The sequence below is a fragment of the Chitinophagales bacterium genome, from assembly GCA_041392475.1.
Classification (GTDB): Bacteria; Bacteroidota; Bacteroidia; order Chitinophagales; family UBA2359; genus JAUHXA01.
This window is the reverse complement of the sequence record JAWKLZ010000001.1, coordinates 876,477-890,247: the sequence shown is the minus strand read 5'-3', so window position 1 is coordinate 890,247 and position 13,771 is coordinate 876,477. Positions and strand designations below refer to the sequence as shown.

Below are 13,771 nucleotides of genomic sequence, written 5' to 3'. Positions count from 1 at the left end.
TGATCACCGATGTTTTTTAAGCCAATTGAAATTCAGGCAACTGTGAAATGTGAATGAGCAAAAGTGCCACCATCACTTCCACATAAGGCCAGTCTAAATTCCAACTTCCATCATCAAAATAATTTTGAGGTACTTCAAATTTGAATACCGTTGTAGCAATGTTGTATTCCTCTTCCGTTTGAAGCCCATTCACCACAAAATGATTGACAATCTTGCGGCTAATCAGTGCAGGATCATTGGAGTTGCCCGACAATTGTTTCGCAAAATTTACAAGTTCAGTTGGATAGGTTTCATAGACATAGCCAATGTATGCTTGAATGTATTGCCAGCGTGCTGTCAATGTAGCAGTTGTTATCCAGGCTTTATCCCCTGGCCAGCCCGCTACATCTACTGGATTGAAAAGTTGCTGCCCCAAGCCACCTGCTCCATATCCCAAAAACTGCACAATGTCAGCGCCATAGGTGAAATTTGCATCATTCAAAAAACTTATCAGATGCACCAATGGACTTTTGATTTGTGTGCCAGCATTGGCTTCGTCAAAGAAATGTTCGCTTTGAAACAGTTGATAGAATACAGGAGCCAATTCAAAATTATTGTCTTTGAAGGTTTTAGCCAATCCGTTTGCCACCGTTTCATTTACTTCAACTCCTACAAAATGTTTGTAAATTTTGGTACAGATATGTACTGCAATCTCATCTGATCGTTGTTCAAACAAAATATCGTGTAATTCGTCGTAGCCCCAATTACCTGTTTGACCAAAAATCGTTTTGATGCCGTTGTCGTGACGAGGTGCGAAAAAAACAGATTCACTGCAACCAACTGGAACGACCCAACCTGTCAAAGCTCTTGCAGTTTCTGCAATGTCGGTTTGGGTATAACCCTTGTCTTGCCCTAATGTGAACAATTCATAGAGTTCACGGGCATAGTTTTCGTTGGGTTGATTCTTATCATTTTGAATACCATTGAGATAAACCAACATAGCAGGAGTTTTGCCCATTTCGTAGGTAAACGTTTTGAAATTGCCAAGAGCGTATTGTTGCAGTAGTTTGTGGTAACTATACATTTGCGGAGGACAAACATAGACTTCTAATTGGGTCACAAAATGGTTGTGCCAAAAAAGAGCCAAGCGTTCTCTAAAACCGTTCGCCGCCATATCCGTCAGCCATCGGGTATTCCATTCTAAAATATGTTCTTGCAATGCGTCCATGTTTGTTTGATAATCTGTGACTGTCCAATCTTTCCAAGAAGGAGCAGTGGGTAAAGGCTGCTGGAGTGCATCAATCAGTATTTGGTCGACAAGGTGCAAGGGATTGACGGTCAAAGCAGCTTCAATTTGCTGATGGGATGCGCCAAAACCCATACGCCGCAAAAGGTGCATCGCTTTTTTTCGATTCCAAGGATTGGCTTCGTTGGGTGTATAAGGTGTTAAAGAACTGCTGGCACAGTTGGTAAGGAGTTGTGTGTTCATTGTGTAAACAACTATAGGATTGATGAAAAAAATAGAGAGTGAAAATGTGGCTGTGGGGGAGTTGTGTAGATTCAGTAGTGAATTTACTAAATTTTGGGGAGATATGCAAATGGAGAGGTTTGCGGTAGGCAAGGATTTTGGAAAATCATGAAAAACAAAAAAAATCCTTGATAAGCATTTAACTTACAAGGATTTAAAAAAAATGCGGCCCCAGAAGGACTCGAACCCTCAACCTTCTGATCCGAAGTCAGACACTCTATCCAGTTGAGCTATGGAGCCGTTTTGTATTGCTGTTGCAAAAATAACAACAATTTCCAAACATTCCGAATCTTCAAAAAGTTTCTTCAAACCAAGAATTCGAAAATTAATTCTTATTCTGTCTTTTCTTCCACAATCAAGCCCACTTCCACTACCAATGGAAACTGATCGTCTTTCATAGTTTGCGAAACCTCATATTGGTAAGTGCCTGATTCTTCAAAATTTTCAAAACCATCTGTAAGCACTTGTTCCAAATCCCACAAGTCACCCATACCTTCCCCGATATATCCCTCATTGCCGTCCATCATTTTGATGTTGAGTTCTTGCTCTGATTTCTTATTCGAAGGGCTGATGCGTTTGACATTCACCTTCAAGTGGTCGTACAAATATCCATCCACATACCGAATAGCGAGTCGAACATCTGCTGTTGCCACGGGTTTATCCATGTCAACTTTAAATACTACCGTATTGTCTTTTTGCCAAACATTGTTCGGAATATCAATAAAGTGTTTGTACAAAGCAGGTTTACAAGCAGAAAATTGCAGAACTACAACAAAAAGAAACAATAAAAGGATGTTTTTCATTTTTTGAATTTGAAGTCAATAATTGATTCGTAAGGCTTGTGCAATACTTCTCATGAGTGCAACAACCATTGAGCCGAGAATGTAAAAAACAACAGTTACTGTATACATAGTTCGGTATTCGTACAAGCTCATCACATCTGATTCGGAAAGGAAATCTGCTACAAAGTAGAGGATAAATGAGAGCAAAACAAACAATAGAAGAGATTGCCCAAAATATTTTGCTGATTTTTTGGTAATAAAAAAGCTAATAACTGCATTCAACCATGCATAAAAACCCATAGATGCACATCCAATAAACCACGCTGTTTCGTCACTGCCACTCAACAAAACTCCTATGAACATAGCAATTATTGCAATGCTTAACACCCAAAAAGCCTGTACCAATGGACTTGTTTTCTTAAAAACGCTGTAAGAAAGATATGTTTTTTGCATGAAAGCACTCTAAAGAGTCGTTTGATAAAAAGGAATGCAAACTCAATTTAAGCAAGCTACGATAAAGAATGATAAATGACAAAAATTGTTCTTGAAAAATGCATATTTAACTTAGAGTTACGATTTTATTAGGAAAATTAAGAACTCTGTAACTAAAAAAAAATGACAAATCACACTAAAAGTGTAGTCTATGTGTTTTTTTTACGATATTTATTTTTTTCTGCGGATTTTTAACAAATTAGATAGAATTTTCACTTTATATTTTATTTGTTAGGTGGTACCATTTATAGACTTCTGTATTTTCATTTTTTTGCGAAAAGAAACAAAAGAAGAAGGAATCTAATGAATAAATTTCACTACTTTTGCAACATGAATTTTTTAAACATACATCATCATATCCATCATTGCACTTTGCATTCCATTGAAGCAAAAGGTGGCTGACGTATGTTTTGAGATAGAAAAATTTAATTTTTATTCATCGAAAACGGCTTACCAATTGCGGTAAGCCGTTTTTTTTATGCAAAAAATTGACTTCAACAATGCAGCAAAAACTAAAAATTGCCATTCAAAAATCGGGTAGACTCAGTGAAGATTCCAGACAACTCTTGGAAGAATGTGGTATTCAAATCAAAAACGGCAAAAACAAACTCATTGCACCAGCCGTTAATTTCCCTTTGGATATCTTGTACTTACGTGACGATGATATTCCGCAATATGTCGAAGACGGAACTGCCGACATCGGTATTGTGGGGGAAAATGTGGTTTATGAAGAAAGCAAAGAAGCAAAGGTCGTTTGGAGCTTGGGTTTTGGAAAATGCCGTCTATCTTTAGCAATTCCTAAAAGTGAAACGTTTACAGACATCACCTATTTTCAAGACAAAAAAATAGCCACATCTTATCCTCAGATTTTGGGTGATTATCTTCAAAAGAAGGGCGTGACCGCAGACATTCACAAAATCAGCGGCTCGGTCGAAATTGCGCCGGGTATTGGTCTGGCGGATGCGATTGCAGATTTGGTAAGTTCGGGTAGTACGCTGTTTAGCAATGGATTGAAGGAAGTAGAGGTGATTTTGAAGTCAGAGGCTGTTTTGATTGCCAACAGAAAATTAGAATCCACGAAACAGCAAATTTTGGACAAATTGTTGTTCAGAATCAAAGCAGTACAAAAAGCCAATAAGAATAAATACATTCTACTCAATGCACCCAACGATGCGCTCGAAATAATCAAAACAATCTTACCTGGTATGAAATCACCTACGATTATGCCTTTGGCAGAAGCGGGTTGGAGTTCGGTTCATTCGGTGATTGCAGAGGATGAATTTTGGGAGGTGATTGACCGATTGCGGGAAGCTGGGGGTCAAGGGATTTTGGTGATTCCGATTGAGAAGATGATACTGTGAAATGAAAATAGACCTTTTTGTAGTGGTGATTTAAATCGCTGTGACATAAATTTTTAAAACAAAAAAATGAAACTATACATAAAACCCAAATCAAAGGAACTGCAAAAAATCCTTCAAAGACCTTCAATGGATTATTCGGATTTGGAGGACAAGGTCAGTCAGATTTTGGAGGAAGTGAAGGCAAAAGGAGAGGAGTCGGTCATACGATTTACGGAGTTGTTTGATGGAGTAATTTTGGACACATTGCAGGTAAGTACGGCAGAATTTGAAGCGGCGGAACAGCAAGTTGCGGAGGATTTGAAGCAAGCGATTCAAACTGCAAAGAGCAATATTGAACGGTTTCACCAAAGCCAAAAAACAGCTTCCATTGAAGTCATCGAAACCATGGAAGGCATTCGCTGTTGGCGCAAAAGTGTGGGGATTCAAAAAGTGGGTTTGTACATTCCTGGTGGTACAGCTCCTTTGTTTTCAACGGTTTTGATGCTGGGAATACCTGCAAAAATAGCGGAATGTGAGGAGGTGATTTTGTGTTCGCCTCCTCGAAAAGACGGTACTTTGCATCCTGCTATCTTGTATGCTGCAAAACTCGTAGGTATCTCCAAAGTCTTCAAAGTAGGTGGCGTTCAAGCGATTGCGGCAATGGCTTACGGAACGGAAAGCATTCCTGCTGTGTATAAGATTTTTGGGCCAGGGAATCAATATGTCACCCTCGCCAAACAGTTGGTTACGAAAGAGGGCATTGCGATTGATATGCCCGCAGGCCCTTCGGAGGTGATGGTAGTGGCGGACGAAACGGCTGTTGCTGCTTTTGTGGCGGCGGATTTGTTGTCGCAAGCCGAGCATGGGGCGGATAGTCAGGTGGTTTTGGTGGCTTTTGAAGAAGAATTGGTGCGGAACGTTCAGTTTGAAATCAATCGTCAATTGGAGGTTTTGCCCCGCAAGGACATTGCTGCAAAGGCATTGCAGAATAGCTTGGCAATCATTGCAGAAGATAGAGAAGCGGCTTTGGAAATGGTGAACGAATATGCCCCTGAACATTTGATTGTGTCGCTTCAAAATGCACGAGATTTTGCAGAAAAAGTGGTCAATGCTGGTTCTGTTTTTATCGGCAATTATTCTCCCGAATCGGTTGGTGACTATGCTTCTGGTACGAATCATACTTTGCCGACCAATGGTTTTGCCAAGGCGTTTAGTGGGGTATCACTGGATTCTTTTGTCAAAAAAATCACCTTCCAAGAATTGACTCCCAAAGGATTGCAGAACATCGCTGCAACGGTGGAAACGATGGCTTTGGCGGAGGAGTTGATGGGACATCAGAAGGCGGTGGAAATTCGGAGAATTGGATAATTGAGAATACAAAAGTTTTTAAAATTTTTGTATTCTATGTAAAATTTCAACAAAAAAAATAACATGAATACAATACAGCATCTTATTCGCCCCAATATCCAAAAAATGACTGCTTATTCTTCTGCTCGAAGTGAGTTCAAAGGAAAAGCAAATGTTTTTTTGGATGCCAATGAAAATCCATTCGATACAGGTTTGAATCGGTATCCCGACCCACTTCAATGGAAAGTGAAATCAGAAATTTCCAAGTTAAAGAACATTGTAATTCAAAGTATATTTTTGGGAAACGGTAGTGATGAGGTGATTGACCTGTTGATTCGCATTTTTTGTGAGCCGAGAAAGGATGCCATCATGGTTTTGCCACCGACTTATGGAATGTATGAAGTTTCGGCGGCAATTTCGGATGTGGAAGTACAAAGGGTTTTGTTGACTGCTGATTACCAATTGGATGTAAAAGCAATTTTGGAGGCAGTGAAAGACAATACCAAGTTGTTATTTGTTTGCAGCCCCAACAATCCCACTGGAAATTGTTTTACTTTGGAAGCAATTGAAGCGTTGTTGGAGGGTTTTGAAGGGATTGTAGTGGTGGACGAGGCCTACATAGATTTTGCATCAGAAGCAAGTTGTGTGTATTTGTTGAAGAAATACGTGAATTTGGTGGTGATGCAGACTTTTTCTAAGGCATGGGGTTTGGCAGGTATTCGCTTGGGAATGGCTTTTGCGTCTGAGGAGATTATTGACGTTTTGAACAAAGTGAAACCGCCTTATAATGTGAACCGATTGACTCAAAATGCGGCACTGAGGGCCATGCAGAATGTGGATCGGTATAGAAAGGAGCGCAATGCTATTTTGCACGAGCGAAATGTACTGACGAGGGCATTGCAGCAGTTTTCTTTTGTGGAAAAAGTCCATGCTTCTGATGCCAATTTTTTGTTGGTGAAGGTGAAAGCGGCTCAGGAATTGTACGATTATTTGACTTCAAAGGGAATTATCGTTCGTAATCGCTCGAAAGTGGTTTTGTGTGAAGGGTGTTTGCGAATAACGGTTGGGACGGAGACGGAGAATTTGGAGGTTTTGGCGGCTTTGGCGGGATATGTGGGTAAGGAATTATGACAAATAATTTTTTTTTTTGAGAATAGAATAAACATCTGTTACACAAAATAAAGTTTCATTTTTTATACAAATAATTTTTTTTTTATTATTAAAATAGTAAATAGATTTGTGGTTCACAATCGATTGATGAAAATATTGTTTTAAACCCATTATTCATTTCACAAAATTAGGGTGCATCCCAAATTGTCGCAGAAGCTAAAAAAAGCTATTTTTGAGGCACTAAATCAATAAAAATATGACAAAGGAAGAATATTTAGAATTGGCTTTATCTTATTGGGCATCATTTGAATCTTTGAAAAAAGAAGAAAGTTTTTATGACTATGAAAAGGGGTTTGAGGGAGTGATACTGAAATTTGGACAAGATTTATTAGAAAGTAGTATAAGTAAACCAGGAGAAGACCGTCGTAAAAAAAAACAATAGCAAGTCGATTTGGCTCTATCGCTATCGCCAAAACGCATATGTGGAGTAATGGTATCAATGGCTTTCAAGTAAGCCCTTATCTTCAAGAGTTACAAGCTTATGCTGGTCAATCGGATAACTATAGCGCAGCGGTGTGTGACTTAGAAAAATATCTACGTATAGAAACGAATCGTAGTCAAACAGAGCGAGTTACGAAGTATTACGCATCAGAACTTCAAAGTGTGAAACCTGTTTTACCAGTTGCTCAAAGAAAACTAAGTGAGTCTCTAAAAGAGAGTGTTGAACAAGAGGGGCTTGTCTATTCTATGATAGATGGGGGTATGCTTCAAACTCGTGAAGGAGAAAAAGGGAATGATTGGAAAGAAGTAAAGTTAGGGCGTATATTTACAGACCTTGACCACTATGAATTAGATAAGAATCATTGTTGGCTAAAGCAATCTATCTATGCTGCACATTTGGGTAGTCATAAAGATTTCCTGTGTAAATTTGAGCCATTAGTAGATATATTATCGCCGATAAATGAACGACTTGTTTTTGTTGCAGATGGAGCACCTTGGATTTGGAATTGGGTAGAAGAGTCTTATCCTAAAGCTACACAAATCCTTGATTTTTATCATGCAGCAGAGCATTTAAGTAAATTTGCTAAACTGTATTACAAAACAATAGAAGAGCAAAAAAATTGGTTGAACAAACAAAAAAATGCTTTACTCAATGATGAAATTAGTGTCGTTATAAAAGGGATTGAAGAGTTAGAAAAACGTGCACAAAAATCTGAAAAAGAACGAAATAGCCTGCTAAACTATTTGAGAAACAATGAGTTTCGCATGATGTATAAAACTTTTAGAGACACAGGTTTATTTATAGGTTCGGGAGCAATCGAATCTGCTCACCGAACAGTTATTCAAAAAAGATTGAAACAATCGGGACAAAGATGGACTTTAGATGGTGCACAGAAAATTATTGATTTGAGACTTATGAATATGAATCAACAATGGCATGAACTTATAAAATTGATACAAGCAAAGGAACTTGAATTATATAAAAAACAAGCATAAGGCGACAATTTGGGATGCACCCCAAAATTATTAAAATGAAAAAACTGAGAAAATTTATTAAACAAACAACAAACAACAAACAGCATTCCTAAGTTATGGCTGTTGTTTGCAAGTCTTTTATTTGTAACGAATGCCTGTCAGAAAGATGAAATTGCTGATGATACGCCTTCTACTGAACGTCCTATTCTAAGTTTTTCAAAAACGGCTGCTGAAAATGCCTTAGATTTTTTCGACCCCTATTTTGCAGTGAATAACAACCCCAACGTCAATCCTTCTGCTGCAAATGATAATCAAACAGTCAGTGATTCTCTACTTCAAGAGATTATACATGAACTCTCTAAAGAGAATAATGCACATGAGTTTGTGACTCGAACTACAGAATTGATTGGATATCCAATTTGGAGCAAAAGTACCTTGCATAAGGATTTTGTAAATGCTCCAAATGTGTCTATTGGGCTTACTCCTTTTGCGTTTTTAGATGGAGGTGAAACCAATTCTATTTTGATGACATTGAAGATAGACAGTAATTATTATTTCAATGTTTTGAGTAGAGATTATGCTGATTTTATAACCGATTCGACTACAATTAGTCAATTGAATTTGGATACGGAATTGGTGAATACTTTGGAAGCAAAAAAAGGTTTGTATTACACGTATGATGAAAGAATATTTGACCCACTAAAAGCGGAGAGTAGCTCTATTAGTGGAATTCAAATTCAAGATTTTAACTTGAGTAATTCTAATTCAGGAGGTAGCCCACAATACACTATGTTTGTTTACTTCTCTATTACATGTAGCTGTGAAAATATGTTTAATGGTAGTAGTGGTAGTGGGACTATAATTACCATCTTACATATAACTCCTGATGTCGGGGGCCCAGGCGGAACAACAGGAAATTCAGATACAGGCAGTGGAGGGAATAGTGGCAGCGGAGGTGGAGGAAGTTTTAACCCTCATGACGACGGTAACGGATCTGACCCCGATTTTGAAGATGAATCAGAATTTGACCCTAATTTCAATGATGCTTTGAATGGTTTTGAAGATAGGGTAATTAATAAAGCATTGGCTCAATTGGGAGTATTTAACCTTGAACTTACAGGCGATGAGCAGGAAATGATATTGGATTTTATAGAGTACCTCGATTCTACAAATCCCGCTTTTATTCCTGATCCTGAGCAAGCATTTCATGAGTATTTATTAGCTACAGACCCCGGATATGCAGAATTTGTAGCTGAATTCGCTTCTATGTCGCCTTGGATGTGGGAAATAATGAAGGAGTTAGTAATAGAAGCAATTATTGAATTTGCTAAGAAAAATGCTAAAATAACTATTGCAGAAGATGTTATTGAAGGAATGAGAGCTATAAATAATAGGGATTATCAAGAGTTTATTAAGACAATCACTAATTCAGCTTTTCAAAACAGCCCTCATTTAAAAGGCTTACGAGCTTTATTTACATCAGGGAGATTATTTCAAAAAGTTCGCTTTATTTGGGGTAAGTTTAATGAGATGATAAAAGAGGTCGGAGGAGATATAGTTAGTAAAATATTCAATGCTTTAAACAAAAATTTCAGTTTTTTGGAGAATATGGATTGGACAGGTAATAAAGGTATAAACCTAACTGGGATAAACCTTAAGGAGGTGTTTGATGATTTGGCTGAAGATTTTGGTGTAGGTGCAGCAGTATCTGATGGTCAAGCGGGATTTTATATTCAAATTGGAGATATTTTTATCAATTGGTATCCCGTTTCAGGGTCAACGAATGGACCCACTATCGCAATATATAAGTGTAATATTCCTGGATGTTCAGGTCCTCCTATAGACGGTGCAATGGGAGAAAATGTAACTGCACTGTACAAATTCAGGCAAATGCCAGGTTAAATAATTTTTCATTAACTTTATAGCTGCATCTCAATTCATTGATATGCAGCTATTTTAATTAGAAAGATATGATTTTAGAAAATAGGCATCCATTAAACTCATTCCAAGTAAAGGGACTTGAAAAAATTATTCAGGGTAAGCTTATTGGTATAAAAAATAATAAGATGAGTTTACATAAAGATAGCATGAGGGACACGCATTATTTTTACTGTAATAAATTAATGCTTTATTTCAAGAAAGGAGATGAAATATTCGTTTGTATATTTTGGTGTTACTACAAAATGAATGAAATATTGATGGATGAATTATGTTATACGAATATTGGATTGAGGAATTTTGAAATGAAAATGGAATATAAAGACTATTTTGATAGTTGTTTATTTGAAGGAAACAATGTTATTGTTTTACCAAATAGGTTTTATCAACATCATTTTGTTGTAAAACAAATAAAAATATATGGTGAGAATCGTATCTGCAAGTGGCAAAAGAGGAATATAGATAATTATTTTAAGGATTTTCCAAGTGAAGAGAAACCACAAAAAGTGTATGATTATTTGCTGACTACAAATATTATAATAATTGAAAACGAATTAGGAGACCAACTACTGATAGGAGGAAGTAGAGGTGATGTTTCATTTGGAATCACGAAAGACTATGAAAATAATCCTAATTATACGAACAACTTTTACCGAAAAGATGAATTAATACTGGGTTTTGGAGAGGAAGAAAAGAGTGCAGAAGAAATTTGGGAGGAAATGGGTTGGAGTGAAGAACAATGGGAAGAGGATAGAAAAAAACGAGAATTGGCGAATAAAACAACCGTGCCAAGAACAAGATTACTGTATCAATTTTCAGAACAGGGAGTTGAGCGTTTTGATTCTATGAAGTATTCCAATTATCGAATGTTTTTTGAGAAATAAATACGGTAGTGGATAGACACAATATCAAAAAGAAAATTAGCACAGAAGGGAAACAATTATTGAAGGAACTGATTGGAGAAGATATTATTCTGAATGGCAGAGTATCAGATATAAATGCTTCTTCAAATAAATTTTTGTCTGTAACAGTTTCTAGCAGTTGTTTATTTGTTCGTACACATAGTAGAGATGGAGTAAAATTTATTCTTGAGAACAAAGATATAGGGGAGACTTCGTCTTTTGAAATGTATCATCCATTGCAAGTGAAAAAGCAAGATTTTGGATATGAAGATACCAAAGAACTTGCCCAATTTTTTGTTACAGGAAGCAAATTTAAAGTAGGCAAAGTCTTGGTATATGGAAAAAAACGTTGGCATCAACCAGAAAACATACTTGATTTTTCAGGAAACTCTTTTGATGCTTCTAGTAATACTTTGATAGAGAGACCAAGAGATTATTTAGAGTCCGATGAGATATTGGTGTTTTTGTCAGTAGATGATTGGATATGTATAATGGTCAGAACAGATGATAGAGGGTGTTTCCTTATTGACGCAGGACATTTCGATATTGTACGAGATTTTTTATATAGAAGAACGTATAAAATTAGGGAAATAGATTGGAAGGATTGGGAATACAAAGGCCTTGCTTTGAATGGAATAGAATGGATAGATGAAAGGCTTGATTTACCTCGAAATCGGTTGATTTATGAGCCTATTTACAAGCTTTTAGATACGATTGAGTAAAAAATCTTGATATTCGACAAATATTTATCATTGCGCTTTGTATTCATTTAAATTAAACAGAGATTGACGTATATTTGGAAATAAAAGATAATGTTATCAATCGAAAACGGCTTGCCATAATTGCGGCAAGCCGTTTTTCGTATATATTTTGGTGAAATCGAATTTTGTTAAAAAATGGAAAAAACAATCGAAAAACAAACCTTTGTTTCAGAATTGTTGCCTGACAGTTTCAGTGGACTGATTGGGAAAACATTCAATGGCGTTGGAGCTAATACAACTAAAGGTAAATGTAGAGTAAGGGTTGATTTACATTTCAAATACATAGATCTTCAAGGGGATTTTTATTTGCATTTTTATCACAGAAAAGAGGAACTTAAAAATAGAGAAAGAACTACTTCTTATCGCCTCATGTTTAAAGGGCATGATGATACGATGACAGGAAGAATGTTGGATTACGATTTTTTTGAAGGAGAAAATCTATCAATAGGAAATAAAAACATTAGTTATAATGCAGGGGTAGGCCCTTTTTATTGGGAACATACGATAAACCGTATTGTTGCCATCGGAAAAGACTTTCATCAGGTGATAGACGACAAAGAACGCATTGACTTTTGGTTTATGCGGCGAGGAGTAAAACCCGATGAAGTGCATATCCGCAACCGAACATTGGATGCTATTGGGTTTGGCTTTACGAATGGAAAGTGGGTGTATGTGGTCAATGGTCATTTCACCCATGTACATTTTGATTCCGAACTTGAACCTTTGGAGTTTGCTACTCATAAGATGCAAGAAGCAGAAGAATTGAAGATATTGCAGGAGATACAGTAGTTTATCCATCGAAAACGGCTTGCCAAATTTGTGGTAAGCCATTTTTTTTTGAACCCAACTATCCATACCATCGTTTGATAGAATTATGACCACAAAAGAAAAAAATATGCAAAAAATACTTTTTATAGACAGAGATGGGACATTGATAATTGAGCCGCCAGTAGATTTTCAGGTGGATTCACTCGAAAAGTTGGAATATTTGCCGAGGATGTTTTGGTATTTGTCGAAGATAGTGCAGGAAATGGACTATGAATTGGTGATGGTCACAAATCAGGATGGTTTGGGAACAGAAAGTTTTTCGGAAGATACCTTTTGGCCTGCTCACAATAAAATGATGAAAGCATTGACCAATGAAGGAATTTACTTCAAAGAGGTATTGATAGACCGTTCGTTCCCAGAAGACAATACCCCTACTCGAAAGCCTAAAACGGGTTTATTGACGCAATACATGAACAGTAAACAATACGATTTGAAGAACTCTTTTGTGATAGGCGACCGATTGAGCGACATAGAATTGGCGAAAAATCTCGGTGCAAAGGGGATTTGGATAAGCGATATGAGTGATTTTGAAGGAGAATTGACCCTTCAATCAAAGGATTTAGTGGAAACCTGCGCTGCAACGGTGAAAGATTGGAAGGATATTTATACGTTCTTGAAGTCGCAAAATTCACAAGAAAGAAAAGCTACTATTCATCGAAAAACCAATGAAACTGATATTACTATCAGCTTAGAATTTGACGGTGAAGGCAAGGCAGACAATGATACGGGAATTGGATTTTTTGACCACATGCTCGATCAATTGGCGAAACACAGCGGCTGCAATTTGACGGTGAAGGCAACGGGAGATTTACACATTGACGAACACCATACGATTGAAGATGTGGCGATTACGATTGGACAAGCTTTTCGGGAAGCATTGGGCGACAAGCGGGGAATCAATCGCTATGGTCATTTTTTGCTGCCAATGGATGAGGCTTTGGCGCAAGTGGCGATTGATTTTAGTGGTCGCCCTTGGCTCGTCTGGAAAGCTGATTTTCACCGAGAAAAAGTAGGAGGGATGCCCACCGAAATGTTTGAGCATTTCTTTAAGTCTTTTTCAGATAATGCACAATGTAATTTGAATATCAAAGTAGAAGGTAAAAATGAACACCACAAAATTGAAGCGACATTCAAGGCTTTTGCAAAGGCGATAAAAATGGCGGTTCAGAAAGATGGAACGGACGAATTGCCGAGTACGAAGGGGATTTTATAGATGCAGGAGGTAGGAAGTAAGATACAAAGATTATTAATATTTTAACACTTCAACACCTTAACACAACAAAAAAAC

General features: G+C 37.2%; 13 protein-coding genes and 1 tRNA gene. 10 read left to right on the top strand and 4 right to left on the bottom strand.

The features are described from left to right. Positions 1-16: 16 nt before the first annotated feature. The 4 genes from R3E32_03325 to R3E32_03310 all read right to left on the bottom strand — a co-directional run bounded on the left by R3E32_03325 (position 17) and on the right by R3E32_03310 (position 2,742). Complete coding sequence (locus R3E32_03325) at positions 17-1,468, bottom strand: DUF1800 domain-containing protein (protein MEZ4883745.1); 1,452 nt, start codon at positions 1,466-1,468, stop codon at positions 17-19. Positions 1,469-1,673: 205 nt separating this feature from the next. Next, positions 1,674-1,747: transfer RNA gene (locus tag R3E32_03320), tRNA-Arg, on the bottom strand. Between the two features lie 92 nt (positions 1,748-1,839). Further along, on the bottom strand, positions 1,840-2,310 hold the full coding sequence (locus R3E32_03315) for a gliding motility lipoprotein GldH (protein MEZ4883744.1): 471 nt from the start codon (positions 2,308-2,310) through the stop codon (positions 1,840-1,842). A gap of 15 nt (positions 2,311-2,325) precedes the next feature. Continuing rightward, positions 2,326-2,742, bottom strand: coding sequence for a hypothetical protein (locus tag R3E32_03310; GenBank protein ID MEZ4883743.1), 417 nt, complete (start codon positions 2,740-2,742; stop codon positions 2,326-2,328). 539 nt (positions 2,743-3,281) lie between these two features. Between R3E32_03310 and hisG the strand changes: the two genes are divergently transcribed. The 10 genes from hisG to hisB all read left to right on the top strand — a co-directional run bounded on the left by hisG (position 3,282) and on the right by hisB (position 13,696). After that, positions 3,282-4,142 (top strand): ATP phosphoribosyltransferase, encoded by an 861-nt coding sequence (gene hisG, locus R3E32_03305; GenBank protein ID MEZ4883742.1) that lies wholly within the window; start codon positions 3,282-3,284, stop codon positions 4,140-4,142. A 66-nt stretch (positions 4,143-4,208) separates the two neighbouring features. After that, complete coding sequence (gene hisD / locus R3E32_03300; protein MEZ4883741.1) at positions 4,209-5,489, top strand: histidinol dehydrogenase; 1,281 nt, start codon at positions 4,209-4,211, stop codon at positions 5,487-5,489. Positions 5,490-5,552: 63 nt separating this feature from the next. Then, entirely contained in the window at positions 5,553-6,599 is a 1,047-nt protein-coding gene (gene hisC / locus R3E32_03295) for a histidinol-phosphate transaminase (protein ID MEZ4883740.1), read from the top strand. Between the two features lie 235 nt (positions 6,600-6,834). Beyond that, entirely contained in the window at positions 6,835-7,020 is a 186-nt protein-coding gene (locus tag R3E32_03290; protein ID MEZ4883739.1) for a hypothetical protein, read from the top strand. Positions 7,021-7,058: 38 nt separating this feature from the next. Beyond that, complete coding sequence (locus R3E32_03285; GenBank protein MEZ4883738.1) at positions 7,059-8,075, top strand: hypothetical protein; 1,017 nt, start codon at positions 7,059-7,061, stop codon at positions 8,073-8,075. Positions 8,076-8,177: 102 nt separating this feature from the next. Further along, complete coding sequence (locus R3E32_03280; protein ID MEZ4883737.1) at positions 8,178-9,956, top strand: hypothetical protein; 1,779 nt, start codon at positions 8,178-8,180, stop codon at positions 9,954-9,956. Between the two features lie 68 nt (positions 9,957-10,024). Further along, positions 10,025-10,876, top strand: a complete 852-nt coding sequence (locus tag R3E32_03275; protein ID MEZ4883736.1) for a hypothetical protein — start codon at positions 10,025-10,027, stop codon at positions 10,874-10,876. An 8-nt stretch (positions 10,877-10,884) separates the two neighbouring features. Then, positions 10,885-11,616, top strand: a complete 732-nt coding sequence (locus tag R3E32_03270; protein ID MEZ4883735.1) for a hypothetical protein — start codon at positions 10,885-10,887, stop codon at positions 11,614-11,616. A 174-nt stretch (positions 11,617-11,790) separates the two neighbouring features. Next, positions 11,791-12,444: a hypothetical protein gene (locus R3E32_03265; protein ID MEZ4883734.1), complete on the top strand. Its 654-nt coding sequence runs from the start codon at positions 11,791-11,793 to the stop codon at positions 12,442-12,444. A gap of 106 nt (positions 12,445-12,550) precedes the next feature. Further along, the gene (gene hisB / locus R3E32_03260; GenBank protein MEZ4883733.1) at positions 12,551-13,696 is read left to right on the top strand and encodes a bifunctional histidinol-phosphatase/imidazoleglycerol-phosphate dehydratase HisB; all 1,146 of its coding nucleotides are present in this window, start codon (positions 12,551-12,553) and stop codon (positions 13,694-13,696) included. The last annotated feature ends 75 nt before the right edge of the window (positions 13,697-13,771 follow it).